The 17,930-nt window shown below is 68.2% G+C and carries 15 protein-coding genes; 7 read left to right on the plus strand and 8 right to left on the minus strand.

Translation table 11 applies throughout. From position 1 onward, the window contains the following. Together EJP69_RS25925 and EJP69_RS25930 are read left to right on the plus strand one after the other, a co-directional pair. On the plus strand, positions 1–498 hold the full coding sequence (locus tag EJP69_RS25925) for a methylated-DNA--[protein]-cysteine S-methyltransferase (protein WP_126473125.1): 498 nt from the start codon (positions 1–3) through the stop codon (positions 496–498). A gap of 40 nt (positions 499–538) precedes the next feature. After that, complete coding sequence (locus tag EJP69_RS25930; protein ID WP_126473126.1) at positions 539–1,501, plus strand: DMT family transporter; 963 nt, start codon at positions 539–541, stop codon at positions 1,499–1,501. Positions 1,502–1,519: 18 nt separating this feature from the next. Here EJP69_RS25930 and EJP69_RS25935 read toward each other — a convergent pair whose 3' ends face one another. Continuing rightward, entirely contained in the window at positions 1,520–2,185 is a 666-nt protein-coding gene (locus EJP69_RS25935; RefSeq protein WP_126473128.1) for a DUF1345 domain-containing protein, read from the minus strand. Between the two features lie 237 nt (positions 2,186–2,422). Here EJP69_RS25935 and EJP69_RS25940 point away from each other — a divergent pair, with 237 nt between their 5' ends. Both EJP69_RS25940 and EJP69_RS25945 read left to right on the plus strand, forming a co-directional pair. Continuing rightward, a complete protein-coding gene (locus EJP69_RS25940) occupies positions 2,423–3,247 on the plus strand; it encodes a hypothetical protein (RefSeq protein ID WP_126473130.1) in 825 nt (274 codons plus the stop codon). Between the two features lie 99 nt (positions 3,248–3,346). Continuing rightward, positions 3,347–4,960, plus strand: coding sequence for a class I adenylate-forming enzyme family protein (locus tag EJP69_RS25945; protein ID WP_126473132.1), 1,614 nt, complete (start codon positions 3,347–3,349; stop codon positions 4,958–4,960). Here the strand turns inward: EJP69_RS25945 and EJP69_RS25950 are convergent. Genes EJP69_RS25950 through EJP69_RS25960 form a run of 3 tightly spaced genes read right to left on the minus strand, consistent with a single transcriptional unit; the run spans position 4,945 to position 8,464 of the window. Beyond that, positions 4,945–6,495 carry an acyl-CoA synthetase gene (locus EJP69_RS25950; protein WP_126473134.1) on the minus strand — a complete coding sequence of 517 codons (1,551 nt, stop codon included), beginning with the start codon at positions 6,493–6,495 and terminating at the stop codon, positions 4,945–4,947. The two genes, EJP69_RS25945 and EJP69_RS25950, sit on opposite strands and share 16 nt — an antisense overlap. A gap of 4 nt (positions 6,496–6,499) precedes the next feature. Beyond that, on the minus strand, positions 6,500–7,636 hold the full coding sequence (locus EJP69_RS25955; RefSeq protein WP_093199358.1) for a DUF5938 domain-containing protein: 1,137 nt from the start codon (positions 7,634–7,636) through the stop codon (positions 6,500–6,502). 24 nt (positions 7,637–7,660) lie between these two features. Beyond that, positions 7,661–8,464 carry an SDR family NAD(P)-dependent oxidoreductase gene (locus EJP69_RS25960; RefSeq protein WP_093300978.1) on the minus strand — a complete coding sequence of 268 codons (804 nt, stop codon included), beginning with the start codon at positions 8,462–8,464 and terminating at the stop codon, positions 7,661–7,663. A 203-nt stretch (positions 8,465–8,667) separates the two neighbouring features. On the opposite strand from EJP69_RS25960, the gene EJP69_RS25965 reads away from it, so the two are divergent. Then, entirely contained in the window at positions 8,668–9,342 is a 675-nt protein-coding gene (locus EJP69_RS25965; protein ID WP_126473136.1) for a TetR/AcrR family transcriptional regulator, read from the plus strand. 13 nt (positions 9,343–9,355) lie between these two features. Here the strand turns inward: EJP69_RS25965 and EJP69_RS25970 are convergent, their stop codons facing one another. The 3 genes from EJP69_RS25970 to EJP69_RS25980 form a co-directional block, all read right to left on the minus strand. Next, complete coding sequence (locus tag EJP69_RS25970) at positions 9,356–10,315, minus strand: LysR substrate-binding domain-containing protein (protein ID WP_126473138.1); 960 nt, start codon at positions 10,313–10,315, stop codon at positions 9,356–9,358. A 76-nt stretch (positions 10,316–10,391) separates the two neighbouring features. Next, complete coding sequence (locus EJP69_RS25975) at positions 10,392–11,819, minus strand: FAD-binding oxidoreductase (protein WP_126473140.1); 1,428 nt, start codon at positions 11,817–11,819, stop codon at positions 10,392–10,394. Between the two features lie 21 nt (positions 11,820–11,840). Then, complete coding sequence (locus tag EJP69_RS25980) at positions 11,841–13,157, minus strand: MFS transporter (protein ID WP_126473142.1); 1,317 nt, start codon at positions 13,155–13,157, stop codon at positions 11,841–11,843. A gap of 361 nt (positions 13,158–13,518) precedes the next feature. Here EJP69_RS25980 and EJP69_RS25985 point away from each other — a divergent pair, with 361 nt between their 5' ends. Both EJP69_RS25985 and EJP69_RS25990 read left to right on the plus strand, forming a co-directional pair. Continuing rightward, positions 13,519–14,118: a cytochrome P460 family protein gene (locus EJP69_RS25985; RefSeq protein ID WP_093199344.1), complete on the plus strand. Its 600-nt coding sequence runs from the start codon at positions 13,519–13,521 to the stop codon at positions 14,116–14,118. Positions 14,119–14,316: 198 nt separating this feature from the next. Continuing rightward, entirely contained in the window at positions 14,317–14,700 is a 384-nt protein-coding gene (locus EJP69_RS25990; RefSeq protein ID WP_126473144.1) for a helicase SNF2, read from the plus strand. Between the two features lie 141 nt (positions 14,701–14,841). Here the strand turns inward: EJP69_RS25990 and EJP69_RS25995 are convergent, their stop codons facing one another. After that, on the minus strand, positions 14,842–17,703 hold the full coding sequence (locus EJP69_RS25995) for an ATP-binding protein (protein ID WP_126473146.1): 2,862 nt from the start codon (positions 17,701–17,703) through the stop codon (positions 14,842–14,844). Positions 17,704–17,930 lie beyond the last annotated feature (227 nt).

Here is a 17,930-nt window from a genome sequence, read left to right on the forward strand (position 1 = left end):
ATGAAGTTCAAGAGCAAAGTCATCTACACCTCGCACATCGACACGCCTCTCGGCGGCATCACGATGGCGGCCACCGACAAGGGGCTGGCCGGCGTCTGGTTCGACCAGCAACGCCACTGGCCCGACACCAGCGGCTGGGTCACCAGAGACGATCACCCCGCGCTGGTCGAGGCCGCCGCCCAGCTGCGCGACTACTTCGCCGGCAAGCGCGACAGCTTCGACATGAAGCTCGACCTGTCGCACGGCACCGCCTTCCAGCAGAGCGTGTGGCAGCAATTGCTGGCCATTCCGGCGGGCGCCACCACCAGCTATGGCGCCCTCAGCGTCACCGTGGGCAATCCGGCCGCGGTGCGCGCGGTGGGAGCGGCCGTTGGGCGGAACCCGATCAGCGTGATCGTGCCCTGCCACCGCGTGCTGGGCTCGGACGGCTCGCTGACCGGTTACGCTGGGGGGCTCGAACGCAAGACAGCATTGCTGCAGCTCGAAAAGGCAATCTGAGCCTTCCGGACGCACAGCAGAAAAGAACGACCGAGGACGCATGACCACAACGCAGAACAACAACGCCCCCGCAACCGCCGCCACCACAGCCGCCAAACCCCTCGCACCCACCGCCTGGCTCATCGACCTGGTGCTGCTGGGGGCGCTGTGGGGCGCTTCCTTTCTCTTCATGCGCATCGGCGCCGCGGAGTTCGGCGCGCTGCCGACGGCCGCGGTGCGGGTGGCGATCGCCGCGCTGTTCCTGTTGCCCATCGCGCTGCTGCGCGGACAGGGGCCGTCGCTCGCGAAGCACTGGAAGGCCAGCCTGCTGGTCGGCGTCTTCAACTCGGGTATGCCCTTCGCGCTCTTCTGCTTCGCGCTGCTGACCATCAACACCGGCCTCGCGGCGGTGCTCAACGCCACCACGCCGATGTTCGGCGCGCTCGTGGCCTGGGCCTGGTTTCGCGAGCGCCCCGCGAACTGGCGCCTCGTCGGGTTGCTGATCGGCTTCGCCGGCGTGGCGATGCTCGCCAGCCGCAGCGCCGGCCTGCATGCCGGCGCCAGCAGCAATGCCGCGCTCTTCGCGGTGCTGGCCTGCCTGGGCGCCTGCCTGTGCTACGGCATCTCGGCCAGCGCCACGCGCGCCTACCTGGGCGGCGTGCCCGCGCTGACCACGGCCACCGGCAGCCAGATCGGCGCCACCGCCTTCCTCGCCCTGCCCGCCATCCTGCTCTGGCCGGCACAAATGCCGAGCCTGCGCGCATGGCTCGCTCTGCTGGCACTGGGCATCGCCTGCACGGGGGTGGCCTACATCCTGTTCTTCCGGCTGATCGAGCGCGCCGGGCCGGCCCGCGCACTGACGGTGACCTTCCTGGTGCCGGTGTTCGCGCTCTTCTACGGCGCGGTGTTCCTGGGCGAGAACATCACGCAGTGGATGCTGATCTGCGCGCTGGTGATCGTGTGCGGCGTGGCGCTGTCGACCGGCATCGTCAAGCCCGGATGGCCGCGCAAGGCCCCGGCCTGAGCCTGCATCGCGAGGCGCCTAGACGGCGCCCGCGACGACGTTCACCGAAAGCGCCAGCACGAGCATGTTGAAGGCGAAGGCCAGCATGCTGTGCAGCAGCGTGATGCGCCGCATCTCCTTCGAGGTGGCCTGCACGTCGGATACCTGCGAGGTCATGCCGATCACGTAGGAGTAGTAGAGAAAGTCGAAGTAGTCGGGGGCGTCGTCGCCCTTGCCCGGAAAGTCGAGGCCGCCGTCGGGCGTTCCGTCCCGCTGGTCGATGTAGTAGCGGTGCGCGTAGTGGAAGGCGTAGATGGTGTGCATCGTCAGCCACGAGCCAGCCAGCGCCACGAGGCCCAGCGCCACGTGCCCGGCGCGCTCCCAGCCGCTCAATCCTTTCACCTGCTGGAGCAGCAGGGCGATGGCCACCACGCTCATCACCACGACCACCAGCATCGACACAAGGATCACCACGTTGGGCTGGTCCAGCGACTGCGCCCGTTCGCGCGTGCGCTTCGCGTCGAAGGTGCAGGCCAGCCACCAGGCCAGCACCTGGTGCACGCCCACCGCCGTACACCATCCGGTCAGCCCGCGCGCCATGCCGCTCATGGGCACCGACATCAGCGCGGCCGTGACAGCACAGCCGGCGACAGCGCCGTAGAGAAGACGTTGGGGACCGGTGGTGGTGGAGAGGTGTCTGCGCATGGCGGCACTTTAGCGCCGAGCGAAGGGCCGGCACCGTCATGTCGCGGCAACAGCGCTTGGCACGGGTCCTACACGCACAGCGGCTTTCCGCTCATCAGCGGGAGATGCGCGCGCCACTAAGGTCTTCGCTGTTCAAGGGAGCCTCGCCCGCAAGCACCGCACAGGACGCATGCCGTTTCGCGTCCGATTCACGACGTGCCCGCGGCCTTCATCTGCGGGTCATCAAGGATCTGCTCCATGCTGCATTCGCGTTTTCGCTTCCGTCCTTCCGGCCGGCCTGTCGTGGTCGTCGCCGGCCTGCTGCTTTCCGCCGCGCCGGCCTTCGCCGACCCCTCGCCCGCGCTCGACCGCTTCAGCCTCTCGGTCGGCGGCTTCAATGCCGACCCGAAGCTCAACGCCTCCTTCGGCACGGCCTACGGCGCGCTGCAGACGGGCGACATCAAGCCGGGCCGCGTCACCATGCCGCGCATTTCGGCCGACCTGCTGCTGGGCGACAGCCAGGGCATCTCGTTCGACTACTACCGCTACAAACGCGACTATTCGGGCAGCGTCGACAGCAACACCTCGCTGGGGCCCTTCGGCACGCTCAGCACCTTCGGCAACGCGAACGTCAGCACCAAGCTCGACTTCGCCAAGCTCTCCTACAAGTGGTGGATCGGCTCGGGCAACACCGTGCTGGGCCTCGGCGCCGGCGCGGCCTACTACCGCGCGACGCTGGGCACCACCGCGCTGGCCTCGGTGAACGGCCAGGTCGGCACGCTGAGCGAAAGCTCCAGCGGCAGCACCGTGGCGCCGCTGCTCGAAGTGGGCGTGCGCCACGCCATCACGCCCGACCTGCGGCTGTTCGCCGATGCCTCGGGCGTTTGGAAGAGCAGCGGACGCTTCCACGGCAACATCTACAACGCCTCGGCCGGCGTGGAGTGGTTCCCCGTGAAGAACATCGGCGTCGTGCTGGCCTACGGCGTGACGAACATCGACCTGACGCGCGAGAACGACTTTGCCGATTCGCGCCTCAAGGTCAAGCTGCAGGGGCCTTCGGCCTTCCTCAAGGCGCGCTTCTAACAGCCCGCTCCGGCTGCGAGCGGCAGCCAGTCTTCGCAAGACGCGGTTCGGCGCACGGCCTTAGGCTGCGCCCACCATCGAAGAACGGAGACGAAGAGCATGCCCGCAGCCGCCACCGGCCCTGTGCCGCCGCAGTTCCATTCGCGCATCTCGCGCATCGCGCTGGGAGACGTTATCCATCGCAGCGCCCGCCGCTTCGGCGCACGCACCGCGCTGATAGAGGGCGAGCATCGCATGACCTACGGCGAACTCGACGCCGCGTCGAACCGCTTCGCGCATCACCTGCTGGGCCTTGGCCTCGCGAGCGGCGACCGCGTCGGCATGCTGTGCAACAACTCGATCCAGATGGTGGTCGCCATGCTGGGCATCCAGAAGGCGGGCCTGGTGTGGGTGCCGATCAACACCGCGCTGGCGGTGGAGGCCGTCGGCTACATCCTCGCGCACGCCGGCGTTCGCCACATCGTGATCGACACCGCGCTGCACGCGAAGCCCGAGCTGCGCGACCTGTTCGATGCGAACGGCATCGCGCCGATGCTGTGCGTGCTCGACGGAGACACGCCGCCGGCCGGCCTGCCGACCGTGCCGCAGGTCATCTCGCAAGGACCCACCACGCTGCCCGACGTGCACATCGACAGCACGCAGCTCGCGCTCATCATGTACACGAGTGGCACCACCGGCCGCCAGAAGGGCGTCATGCATTCGCACGCCTCGGTGCATTCGGTGCTGCTGAGCAACATGGTCGAGTGGGGCAGCAGCCCCGAGCGCGCCGACGTGTGGAGCGCCGTGCTGCCGCTCTTCCACTGCGGCCAGCACACGGTGGCGATGTCTGCGCTGGCAGTGGGCGGCTCGCTGGTGGTGCTGCGCGGCTTCGATCCGGGCGCGATGCTCGCGGCCATCGAACGGCACCGCATCACCGTAACGGTCGGCCTGCCGATGATGTACGGCGCGCTGCTCGCGCATCCGCAGCGCGCGACGCGCGACCTCTCGAGCCTGAGGCTTTGCGTCTACGCGATGGCGCCGATGTCGCGCTCGCTGCTGCTGCGCCTGCTCGAGGAGTTCTGCCCCAACTTCGCACTGGCCTCGGGCCAGACAGAGATGTACCCCGGCGCCACCATCTTCGAGACGCACGAACAGCGCCGGCGCTTCGGCTCCTACTGGGGCGTGGCCACGCTGGTGAACGAGGTCGCTGTGATGGACGACGACGGCGCGCTGCTGGGCCCCGAGCAGGTCGGCGAGATCGTCTTTCGCGGCCCCAACGTGATGCTCGGCTACTACAACGACCCCGAGGCCACGGCGCACGCGCAGCGCTTCGGCTGGCATCACTCGGGCGACCTGGGCAAGCTCGACGCGGACGGGCAACTGGTCTTCCTCGACCGGCTGAAGGACATGGTCAAGTCGGGCGGCGAGAACGTGCCCTCGATCAAGGTCGAGGAAGTGCTGCTGCGGCACCCCGCCGTACTCAACGCCGCGGTGGTGGGCCTGCCGCACGAGCGCTGGGGCGAGGCCATCACCGCCTTCGTCACGCGCAGGCCCGACGCGCCCGCGGACTTCGAGGAGGCCGCGCTGATCGCGCACTGCAAGGAACACCTCGGTGGCTTCGAGGTGCCGAAGCAGGTCGTCTTCCTGTCGGCGCTGCCGATGACCTCCACCGGCAAGATCCAGAAGTTCGAGCTGCGCCGGGCGCACCACGACCACTATCAGCGCGGCGGCTGATCCGCGCGCTGCAGCAGCGCAGCCCGCACCTCCTTCTTCAGCACCTTGCCCACCTTGGAGCGCGGCAGGTCGAGCCACAGCTCGATCTGCTTGGGCGCCTTCACGCTGCCGATGCGCGCCTTGACGAAGGACTTGATCTCGTCCGGGTCCACCTGCCGCCCGGCATGCAGCTGCAGCACGGCCACCACGCGCTCGCCCCACTTCTCGTCGGGCAGGCCGACGACGGCGCTGTCCTGCACGTCGGGATGCTGCATCAGCACCTGCTCGACCTCGGCCGAGTAGACGTTGAAGCCGCCCGAGATGATCATGTCCTTGGCGCGGTCGACGATGTAGAGGAAGCCGTCGGCATCGAGGTAGCCGATGTCGCCCGTGTGGTGCCAGCCGTGGCGCGAGGCCTCCTCGGTGGCCTGCGGGTTCCTGTAATAGCCGAGCATCACGAGCGAGCCGCGCACCACGATCTCGCCGCTCTCGCCCGTGGGCAGCAGCACGCCGTCGCCGTTCATCACGCCCACCTGCACGAGCGGACCCGGCCTGCCCGCCGAGGACAGGCGATGCCGCGCGACGGTGCCGTCGGCGTTGAAGTGCTCGCGCGGCGACATCATCGAGATCATCATCGGCGCCTCGGTCTGCCCGAAGAGCTGGGCCATGACGGGGCCGATCTTCTGCAGCGCCTCTTCGAGCCTCGCGGCCGACATGGGTGCGGCGCCGTACCAGAAGCACTGCAGCGAATCGAGCTTCGTCTGCGCGAGCTGCGGATGCTGCAGCAGCATGTAGATCAGCGTCGGCGGCAGGAAGGCGTGGGTGACGCGATGCTCCTCGATGAGGCCGAGGAACTCGCCCAGGTCGGGCCTGGGCATGATCACGACCTGCCCGCCCAGCGCCATCACCGGCAGGCACAGCACGCCGGCCGCATGCGTGAGCGGTGCCAGCGCAAGGTAGACGGGTCGGCCTTCGAAGGGATAGCCCATCAGCGTCAGCGCCGACATCGCCTCGAGATTTCGCCCCGACAGCATCACGCCCTTGGGCTGGCCGGTGGTGCCGCCTGTACCGGCGATCATCGCGACGTCGTCAGGCGGGGCGATGTCGAAGGGCGAATCGTCCAGGCCTTCCAGCCAGTCGTCCATCGAGGGTGCGAAAGGCTGTCGCTGATCCAGGCACACCAGCGCCCGCAGCTTGGGCAGCTGCGACCGCATCTGCTCGACCATGGGGGCGTAGTTGCCGTGGAAGACCAGGCACGCGCAATCGAAGGCATCGAGCACGTAGGCGTTCTCGCCCGCCTCGTTGCGCGGATTGATCGGGCACCACACGCAGCCCGCGCGCGAGATGCCGAAGACAGTGGCGAATGCCGTCGCGTCGTTGCTCGACAGCACGGCCACCTTGTCTCCGGGCCGGATGCCGGCGCGCTGCAGGCCCCGCGCCACGCACCAGCTGATGCGCTGCACCTGGGCATAGCTCAGGCTGGTGCCACCCATGGTGAGGCACGGCGAATGGGCGCCGAGCTGGGCGCCCTTGTCGAGGTAGTCGACCAGGCGCATGGGATCAACCCATCCGGGTGATCACGGGCTCCTGCACCAGCCCGAAGCCGCGCAGCGCGCCCAGCAGCTCGCGATGCCCGAAGGCCTGGCAACCCGATGCGAAGCCTGCGCGCCGTGGCGGCTGCTGCAGCAGCGAGGCCGCCGCATAGGCCTGCAGCAGGCCGGTCTGCTTGTAGTTGCAGTTGCCGAAGATCACGCAATGCACGCGGCCCAACGGACCGGAGGCGTGCACCGAGTCGACGGACTTGTTGATGCGCGGGTTCTCGCGCGGTGGCATGGTGTTCATCACGCCCGCCGCGGTCTGCGCCAGCGCGGCATAGCGGTCTTCGTCGTTCATGCCTTCGGTGGCCTTCAGCGCGGCCGCCACGATGTGCGGCACGCCCTGCATCAGCGGCTTGTTGAAGACGCCGCCGAGCACCTTCACGTTGGCCACGCGCGGATCGCGCTTGAACCACACAGGGTGCGAGGTGCCGCCCCAGGGCAGCGCCAGCGCGGCCTCGTGCTGGCCGGGAATCGAGAGGTGGTACAGGCCCGCGTCGGGTTGCCATTCCACGTACTCGTTCTGCTCCAGGTAGTAGGCCTTCGAGGTGGCGGCATTGACCAGGATGGTCTGGGTGGACGCGATGGTCGGGCTGCCGCCCCAGAACACGGCGATGTCGAGCGTGTCGAGGCCGGGCGTCTCCAGGCACAGCTGCGCGGCGATCTCGCCGGTGGTGTACATGTGCGCGAGGCCCGGCGACAGCAGCAGACCAGCGGCGGCGAACTTCGCGCCGTACTTCTGGTCGAGCGTGATGAGCCAGTCCTGCTCGCCGGTGGTGTCGGTGTAGTGGCATCCGGCTGCCAGGCAGGCGTCGACCACTTCGGGGCCGAACCTGGCGAAGGGCCCCACCGTGTTGAGCACCACCGAGGCACCGGTGAAGAGCTCGGTGAGCGCGCCCACCGAATGCGCCACTTCCACCACCTCGTAGTTCGCGGTCTCGATGCCGGGCACGTTGGACTTCATCGCCGCTTCCACCTTCTGCGCGCTGCGGCCCGCGGCGATGAAGGGGATGTTGTACTCGCGCAGGTATTCGCACACCAGCCGGCCGGTGTAGCCGGAGGCGCCGTATACGACGACGGGTTTCTTCTTGCTGCTGCTCATGTCGTGTCTCCTTTTTCTACGTGCTCACATGCCCATGCCGCCGTCCACCGCGATGCCGGCGCCGGTGATGAACCGGGCCGCATCGGAGCAGAGGAAGACCACCACGTCGGCCATGTCGCCGACTTCGCCCAGGCGCCCGAGCGGCGTCTGGCCGACCACGTCGCCCACGGCCGCCTCCACGCTCGGCGCGAGGCCGGCGGCGACGATGTCGTGGGCGAGCTTCATGCCCATGTCGGTGGGCACCAGTCCCGGATAGATGCAGTTGACGCGAACGCCGTAGCCCAGCTTGCCGGACTCCATGGCGGCGACGCGGGTGGCGCGGTCGACGGCGGACTTGGTGGCGGAGTAGCCGGAGATAGCGGGAAACGCGATGGTGGCGGCGACCGACGCGATGTTGACCACTGCCCCGCCGTTGCCCGCGCTGCCGCCGGGGCGCATCGCGCGGAACGCGTGCTTCATGCCGAGCAATGTGCCGGCCACGTTCACGTCGAGCATGCGGCGCAGGTCGTCGGCATTCACGTCGACCACCAGCGAGGTGATCTCGATGCCGGCGTTGTTGACGAGGATGTCGAAGCCGCCGAGCTCCTTCACCGTGGTCTCGGCGGCCGAGGCCCAGTCGCCGTCTTTCGTGACGTCGAGCGGGACGAAGCCCACCTTCGCCCCCGACGCCGACAACCTGGCGGCGGTTTCGCGCCCCAGGTCGGCGAGCACATCGCCAATCATCACGGAAGCGCCGGCCGCGGCCAGCGCCTCGGCGATGCTCGCGCCAATGCCGCGCGCACCGCCTGTCACGAGCGCACGGCGCCCCTTCAAGTCGAACTTGGCCATCACTTGTCTCCTGTGGATGTGTTGTGAGATGGAGCGGTCATCCTAGAAATCGACTTTACGACTGTCAAGATTTTTCTTGTCACTCGTCAAGTTTTTATAAAATGGCATCCGTGACACGCCGGATGCGGGTTCTCCCGCTTGCGTGCTATGGTTTGCGATCAAGAGGAACACAGGGGCCGGCAGGCATGCGGCCCGGCTTTTCAATGACGACACATCAACGGGTAAAGAAGCACGCCGAACGGGTGCCCAAGGCACGGGTCGACAAGTTCTCGGAGCGCCGCGCCGAACTGGGAGAAGCCGCGCTGACCACGCTGGCGGCGCTGGGCTACGCACGCACCAGCCTGCGCGAGATCGCGCAGAACTCCGAGTTCTCGCACGGCGTCCTGCACTACTACTTCAGCGACAAGGTCGACCTGATCATCTGCAGCGTGAAGCAGTACAAGGCCCGCTGCGTCACGCGCTACGACCACGCGGTGGAAAGCGCCACCACCTACGACGAGCTGATGGAAGGCTTCCTGCAAAGCCTCGGCGCCACCCTTTGCGACGAAGGCCACGTGCACCGCCTCTGGTACGACCTGCGCTCGCAGGCACTCTTCGAGGAAGCCTTCCGCGCCGACGTCGTACAGATCGACAAAAGCCTCGAAGACATGATCTGGCGCATCATGAGCCGCTTCGCCGAGCTATCGGGCGAAGACCCCGGCATGTCGCCATCGGCCACCTACGCGCTGTTCGACGGACTCTTCCAGCAGGCGCTGCTCAAGCACATGTCCGGCGATGCGAAGGCCGTCGAGAGCATGAAGGCCGATGTGCGCCAGGCCATCGGTCGCCTCTTCACGCCGCCCGCGAAGGCTGCAGCGCCCCGCAAGCGCCGCGCCTGAAGCGCAAGGAACTTCACTTCGTTTTCCTCACCGGCGCGAGCGCACGCGCGCCGGCCCATTGACCGCTCTCGCACAGGTCGCGCACCACGTCTGCGATCAGCGTGCACACCGCGCGCTTGGCGTTGGTGGCCGGCAGATGCACGGACACGCACAGCCCCAGCGTGCGATGCATCGACGGCAGATCGATGCGATGCGCAACGAGTCGGCCTTCCTGCACTTCGCGCTGCGCGAGGCCGAGCGGCATGATGGTCGGCCCCAGCCCCGCTTCCACCGCCGCCTTCAGCGTATAGACCGAGTTGATCTCCGCGACCACCTGTGCCGCGGAATGCCCCGCCCGCTCCAGCACCGCATCGACCAGCCAGCGCGTGCAGTGGCCGTGTGCATGCGCTGGCCACACCAGCGGCCGCGCGGTGGCCTGTTGGATGCTCACGTCGCCGGGCGGCAGCGCATGCGGGCTCTGCGGGGAATCGAGGAACACGAAGTCTTCCTCCACCAGCGGAGTGAACTGGATGTCCTCCGCCGGCATCGCGGGCGAGAACATAGCCACGTCGACCCGGCCGCGCAGCAGCTGGTCGGCCATGTTGCCGGTGAGCTCCTCGTTCAGGTGCAGCACCACGTCGGGATAGCGGCGTGCCGCCGCGCGCATCAGCGGCAGCGCGATCATGGGCGACACGCTCTGCGGCAGCGCCGCGACCACCGATCCCGACACCGACTCGGCCGCCACATGCACCGCGGCCCTGGCGTCGCGCACCTGCTTGGTGATGCCCTGCGCGTATTCGTAGAAGACCTTGCCCGCCTCGGTCATCGCCACGCCGTTGCGGCTGCGCAGCAGCAGCTGTGTGCCGAGCTCGCTCTCCAGCTCGGCCATCTGCTTGCTCAGGGCCGACTGCGCAATGAAGAGTTGCTGCGCGGCGCGCGACAGGCTGCCGCAATCCACGATGGCAACGAAGTACTTGAACTGGCGCAACTCCATCGAAAGGCCTCCGGCCGCACGCCGCGGAGTGCGGGCGAGGCCGGAGATTCTAGGCGGCACACCCTGCCCGCCCCGCTCAGCCTTCCGCCAGGCCGACGACCTTTCCGGGGTTGAAGATGTCGTGCGGATCCAGTGCCTTCTTCACCGCGCGCATCAGCGCCACCCCGTGCGCGCCGTGCTCCTCGACCAGGTACTTCATCTTGTGCAGCCCCACGCCGTGCTCGCCTGTCGACGTGCCGCCGTGGCGCAGCGCGCGCTGCACCAAACGGTGGCTGAAGGCCTCGGCGGCCTCGTTCTCCTGTGCGCTGCCGGGGTCCACCAGCACGAGGCAATGGAAATTGCCGTCGCCGACATGGCCCAGCACCGGCACGAGCAGGCCGTGCCCGGCGATGTCGGCCTGCGTCTCCTCGATGCACTGAGCGAGCGCGGACAGCGGCACGCAGGCGTCGGTGCTCAGGCTGCGGCTGCCCGCCTTCAGCTGCAAGCAGGCGAAGTAGGCGTGATGACGCGGTGTCCACAGCCGCGAACGCTCCTCCGGCAGCCTTGCCCACTGGAAGGCGCCGCCCCCGTGACTGCCAGCAATCTCCCGCACGACCGCAGCCTGCTCGTCGACCTGCGCCTGGCTGCCGCCGAACTCCAGGAACAGCGTGGGGTGTTCGCCCAGCGTGGTGCGGCTGTGCGCATTCACCGCGCGGATGGTCAGCGCATCCAGCAGCTCGGCGCGCGCCAGCGACACGCCCATCTGGATCGACTCGATCACGCAGTCGACCGCCGCGCGCACGGACGGGAAATGCACCACCGCCGCGGCATACGTCTCCGGGTGCGGATGCAGCCGCACCGTGGCCTCGGCGATCAGCCCCAGCGTGCCTTCGGAGCCGCAGTACAGCTGCGTGAGGTTGTAGCCCGCCGAGCTCTTGCGAGCCCGCGAGGCGGTGCGCACGATGTCGCCGTCGGCCGTGATCACCGTCAGGCTCACGAGGTTGTCGCGCATCGTGCCGTAGCGAACGGTGTTGGTGCCCGATGCGGCCGTGGCGACCATGCCGCCGATGGACGCATCTGCGCCGGGATCGACCGAGAAGAAGAACCCCGTGCCCTGCAGCGCCGCGTTCAGCTGCCCTCGCGTGACGCCCGCCTCCACGGTGGCCGTGAGATCGCCGGGCCGGATCGCCAGTACCTTGTTCATCTGCGAGAAGTCGACACACACGCCGCCCTCGACGGCCAGCAGATGCCCCTCCACCGACGACCCCACGCCGAAGCCGATGACCGGCACGCGCTCCCGAGCGCATGCACGCACCACGAAAGCCGCCTCCTCGGTACTGCGCACGAACACCACCGCGTCGGGCGGCTGCGGCGGGTAGGTCGATTCGTCGGTGCCGTGCTGCAGCAGCACGACCTTGCTGGTTGAAAAGCGTTCAGCGAACCTGTCTTGCAACAGCGCGAGCAGTTCCGGCGAAGGGGAACGCCGCGTGTTCGAACGCACGGGAATGTTCACGACCGAATCCATGGGGATCCTCCTGAATGCCGGTCAGCGCTGCGACGCCGCGCGCCCCGGCTTGACGAACAGCACCAGCACCGCACCGATCACCAGCAGGCCCGCCAGCATGTGCAGCCCCGCGTCGGTGCTCTGCGTCGCGTCCTTGATGAGCCCGATGAGATACGGCGCGCTGAAGCCCGAGAGATTGCCGAACGAGTTGATGAGCGCGATGCCGGCGGCCGCCGCCGCACCGCCGAGAAAGGCCGTGGGCATGCCCCAGAAGACCGGGAAGGTCGACATGATGCCCATGGTTGCCAGCGTGAGCCCTGCCATCGCGAGCGTCACGTTGCCGTGCGAGGCCACGCTCAGCACCAGCCCCGCCGCGCCGACGACAGCGCCGATCGCGCTGTGCCAGCGGTATTCGAGCCGGCGGTCCGCGCTGCGGGCCATGAAGTACATCGCGACCACGCCGAAGGTCCACGGAATGGCGCTGAGCAGGCCGATGTCCAGCGCGCCCTTCACGCCCGTCGCCTTGATGATGCTGGGCAGCCAGAACGAGATGCCGTAGAGCCCCGAGGTGTAGGCGAAGTACACCAGCGCCAGAAGCCATACGCGGCCGTTGCCCAGCACGCTGGCGATGCGCGGCTCGGCCTTGCCGGCCGCCTCGGCGGCGATGTCGCGTGCAATGAGCTCCCGCTCGGCCGGCGTGAGCCAGCGCACGTCCTTCACGCGGTCGTCGAGGTAGCGCCACACGACCAGGCCCAGCGCGACGGTCGGCAGCCCCTGCAGCAGGAACAGCCACTGCCAGCCGGCCCAGCCGTTGACACCGCCCATGCCCTGCAGGATCCAGCCCGAGAACGGCCCGCCGAGGATGCCCGCGAACGGGATTGCCGCGAGGAACAGCGACGTGGCCTTGCCGCGCCGCGCGGCCGGATACCAGTAGGTGAGGTACAGGATGATGCCGGGGAAGAAGCCCGCCTCGGCCGCGCCGAGCAGGAAGCGGATCACGTAGAACGACGTGGGCGAACTCACGAACATGGTGCCCGCCGACAGCAGGCCCCAGGTGATCATGATCCGCGCGATCCAGCGGCGCGCCCCCACGCGGTGCAGCACCACGTTGCTCGGCACCTCGAAGAGGAAGTAACCGATGAAGAAGATGCCCGCGCCCAGCCCGTAGACCGCGTCGCTGAACTGCAGGTCGCCCTGCATCTGCAGCTTGGCGAAGCCCACGTTCACGCGGTCGAGGTACGCCGCGATGTAGCAGAGGAACAGCAGCGGAATCAGCCGCCATCCGACCTTGCGGTAGACGGCATCGGAGGTGCTGTCGAAGCGGCCCTCGTAGGGCTGCGCGATGGTGCTGGTGCTCATGGGTGCGTCGCTTTCCTTCGCCTGGTTCGGCTGCAGGCGATGGTCGCGTCCGCACTCGCAGCGCTGCTGCGGGTTTCCACGCAATATTCATATGGATTGAAGATCGGCGTATCTCGCAACGAGATGCGCGAGGCAGGTGCACGCGGCGAAGACGGTGCATGCCGCGCTGGAAATGCACCGGACCGATGCGCAGGTGCGACCGGCCGCCCCGTAACGTAGTGTGTGGACCGGCGAAGCGCGATACACGCGCATACGCAACATGCGGGGACAAGGAAGAAGGCGGCAGACCATCGGCGCGCCCCGGGGCGCGAACCTGCGTCCCGTCGGCATCTCGACCTTGTCCAACCAACACCGCACACCCATGAACAATCCACACACGCATCAGCCTTCCGGCACGGACGCAGCGAAGGCATCGTCCCGTTCCTTCAAGGGCGCGCCGGCGAAGCTCGCCAGCTTCGGCCTCCTCGCGCTCGCTGCCGCGCTGGCCACCTTCGCGGTCGCGCCCATCGCGGCGAAGGAGACCCGCACCGCCGCGGCAAGCTCCGACGCGTCGCCGATCTACGGCGTCACTATCCCCAAGGGCTACCGGCAATGGCAGCTGATCGCGCCCGCCATCGAGGCGGAGCCGCTGAACGAGTTGCGCGCCGTGCTCGGCAACGCCAAGGCGATCAAGGCCTACGACCAGGGCACGCTGCCCTTTCCCGACGGAACCGTGCTCGTCAAGCTCGCCTGGAAGCATGTGCAGTCGCCGGAGTTCGCGCCGGCATCCGTTCCGGGCGCGGCCACCACCGTGCAGGTGATGGTGAAGGACTCGAAGAAGTACGCCGCCACCGGCGGCTGGGGCTTCGGCCGATTCATCGACGGCAAACCCGCGGACCTGGCACAGCACCAGACCTGCTTTGCCTGCCATCAGTCGCTTGTGAAGAACCACGACTACGTGTTCACGCGGCTCGCGCCCTGATGGGTCGCAACCGATGGCTCGCACCAGCGATTTTGAAATTTAGTGTTGACGAACACGGCCCGGATACAGAGGCATACGCAAACCGGTCACGAGATGCCTGAGCGGCCGAACAATCTCTCCATCAGTTCGGAAAAGCACATGCGATCCGACTGACAACCGCTCTTCCGAATCGTCATCACTTACCCGAAAGGATTCATCATGAAAGCTTCTGTCCTCCTCGCCGCCGCCGCAGTCTCCTCGTTGTTCGCCTTGAGCGCGAGCGCCGAGCAATACCAGGGCGTGCTGCAGTTCCGTTCGAGCGCGAGCCGCGCCAGCGTCAGGGCCGAGGCCGTCGTTGCCTCGCACGGCGCCGACCCCTACCGCGAGGGAGCTTCGGCAGACGTCGCTCCCGCGCTGCCCACCTTGGCCATGCGCGCGGACACGCGTGCCGAAGCCGTGGCGGCAGCCCGCGCCGGCAACATCTACGCGGACGGCGCCAATGCCGATGCGCCCCGTGCGTTCACCAGCACGCTCGATCGCGCGACGGTGCGTGCGCAGGCACGCGCAACGGCGGCCCGCGGCGTGACCGAGGGAACGCTGTAAGCGGCCACCACCGATGCGCATCCGCTTCCATCGCTCCTGACGCCGGGAAATGCAGATGGTCCTTTCCCGGCAGCATCCCGCCGCTCGTTCCTCGTCAAGGAAGCGCGGCGTGGCTGCAAGGGCAGCGGACCGCGCCCTGCCCTAGTCCATCGACACGTCGAGCAGCCGTTCGGCTTCCTGCAGGTCCGCAGTTTCGAAGCCCTCGGTGTATTGGGCGAGCACGCCGGCCAGCAGTTCCTTGCCCTCGCCTCCGCGCCCGGCCTTCTCCCACAGGCGGGCCAGGTCCATCGCCACGCGCAATTCCCACGAGCGCGCGCCCTGCTGCCTGCTCACCGCCAGCGCTTCGAGCAGCGACTCTTCTGCGCTCGCCGCGTCCGGCGTCACGGCATCCGAGAGGGCACGCGCCTTCACGCGAAGAAGCTCCGGGAGGTTGTAGAGGTCTCCCTTGGCGTGCACCAGTGCGAGCGTGTCGTTCATCAGCTCCAGCGCGTCAGCGTTCCTGCCGATCGCGTTCAGGCCTTCGGCGAGCGTGATGTTGAACGACGTGGTGAGCAACTCGTAGCGTGACGCACGCAGCTCGATCAGCGAATCCTGGATCGCCTGCACGCCCCGTGCGGCGTCGCCGCGCTTGATGGCGAGTTCGCCCTTGACGCCGCGGCCTACCGCGAGATACGGCGTCAGCGAATGCGACTCCGCATAGGCGATGAACCGGTCGATGTCCTGCTCGGCGCGCGCGAGGTCGCCGACCCACATGTAGACCGACACGGCCCATATCAGGGCGATGCACAGCGTCACGGGATGGTTCAGGTGCCGCGCCTCCTCGACCGCGCGCTGGGCGACGATAACGGCCTGCGAAGGCTGCCCCTGCAGCCACAAGGTCCTGGCCAGCGCGATGCATGCGCGGTTGTGGAAATCGAAGCCGGCGTGGATGCTGCTGCGCTGCCGCGACACCGAGGCGCCGGCGATCGCCGCCTCCAGGAAGTGGCGCGCACGAGGCTGGTCTCCCACCAGGTGATGGCAGAGGCCCACCAGCGAATTGGCCGTTGCCTGCGCAGTCGCGTCGTCGATGGAAGCGGCCACGGCGGCGCAGCGCCTGGCATGGCTGAGCGACTCGACGAAGTCGCCGATGCGCTCATGGAAGATCTGCAGCCGGCCCAGCAGCTCGACCTGGCTGCGCGAGTCGCCGAGCTCCTCCGCCACCTGGAGGCTGCGTTCGAGCGCGTGCCGCACCTCGTCGCTGTGGCCGCGGGTGAACATCTGCGAGAGGCCGACGGCCGCCTGCAGATGCATCTCGGCGGCGCTGCCTGCAAAGGCCGTACCCAGCTCGGCGAGCGCGCGCTTCGACCAGTCGTGGCACTCCGCCAGCAAGGACATCGCCATGAAAGCCGGCACGGCCGCCAGCACCAGGGAAACGCCCAGCTCCCTTGCATCGGCGCGATCGAAGCACCAGGCGAGCGCGGCCCTCACGTTGCCCAGGTCCGCGAGATCCGACGCCCGCGCCGTGTCGCGCGAGAAGGCGTCGTCCTGCTCGGCCATCTGCTCCAGGCGCTTGCGGAAGTAGACCGCGTGGCGCCGAGCAGCCGAGTCGGCCAGATCCGCTCCGGCCTTCGAATGCGCGTACGCGCGGGTGCTCTCGAGCAAGCGGTACTGGGTCGAGGTGCCGGAGCGCCGGATGGAGAGCAGCGATTTTTCCGCGAGGCTCGCGACGGCATCGACCACCTGTACCTGCGTCAGCTCCTGGTCCGCTGCCACTTCGCGCGCGGCTTCCAGCGAAAAGTGGCCCACGAAGACCGACAGCCGGCAGAGCACCAGGCGCTCCGGCATGTCCAGAAGCTCGTAGCTCCAGTCCAGCGTGGCCTGCAGGGTCTGGTGCCGGGGCTGCGCCGTGCGCTGCCCGAGCCACGAAAGCGACAGGCGCTCGTCGAGCAGGGCTGCCGTCTGCTGGAGTCCGTAGGCCGCAACGCGCCTGGCCGCGAGTTCGATGGCGAGCGCGACCCCGTCGAGCTTTCTGCAGATGCTCGCGATGACGGGTGCGTCCTCGTCGTTCAGCTCTGGCATCGCGCCGCTGGCGCCGGCCCGGTCGACGAACAGGCGAGTGGCGGGATACATGAGGATGTCGCGCGCCGCGAGCCCGGGCTGGTCGGGCGGGTTGTCCAGCGGATCGAGCAGATGGATGTGCTCCCCCTGCACGCGCAACGCCTCGCGGCTCGTGGCAAGTATGTGGATGCGCGGCGCCGCCTGGAAGAAGCGCTCGGCCAGCGAGGCGGCTGCCGCGATCACGTGCTCGCAGTTGTCCAGTATCAGCAGCATCCGCCTTTCGCGCAGGTAGGCGATCAGGCTCGGTATCGGGTCGGCGGAGCGCACCGACAGCCCCAGCATCGACGCGATGGCGCTCGGCACCAGGCTGGGGTCCAGCAGCATCGAAAGATCCACGAACACCACGGCACCGTTGAATTCGCCGAGCATGTCCTGCCCCGTGCGGACTGCGACGGAAGTCTTGCCCACGCCGCCCGAGCCAACGATGGTGACGAACCGCGTTCTGGCCAGCTGGGCCGGGATCGCGGCCAGGTCCTTCGCACGGCCGAGCAGCTCCACCGGCTGCGCGGGAAGACCGGGTTCGACAGGGCTTGCCTCGGGTTCCGGCTGCGTGTCTGGGGCAGCGGCCGCCGGGGCGATGCGGGCCACGAAACAGTAGCCGCGCCCGACGACGTTCGACAGATACCGCGCGCCGTCCTGCCCGTCGCCCAGCGCCTGCCGCAGCATCGCGATCTGGTAGCGCAGGCTCCCGTCCGAAACCACCATGCCGGGCCAGGCCAGCGCCATGAGTTCCCGCTTGCTCACGATCGTGTTGGCGTTGGCGACCAGGGCGAGAAGAACATCCATCGCCCGCCCGCCAAGATCCACCGGCACCCCGTCGCGCTCGAGGAGCCGCTGCGCAACGCGCAGGGTGAACGGCCCGAAGGAGACGGGGCCGGCGGTCTTGAAGGAGGTGTCGTCGCTCATGGAGATGGGGAACTGCGGCGTGCCGCGCAGGCGGTGCGATGCCAGGCCGGACGCGATCAATCCGATCGGCCCGGCGAACCCGCCGGCCGCCTCGGCAGCGCGGGCGGACGGAGCATAACCGAGGGTCGCAGCACGCCCCTCGCAGGCCGATTTGTATGGCCGTGTGTCGACCCGTCCCCTCGGTACCTGCGCATGCGATTCGGCCGTTTCTTCACACACGCGGGATA

The sequence above is a fragment of the Variovorax gossypii genome, assembly GCF_003965815.1.
In the GTDB taxonomy this organism is placed as follows: domain Bacteria; phylum Pseudomonadota; class Gammaproteobacteria; order Burkholderiales; family Burkholderiaceae_C; genus Variovorax; species Variovorax gossypii.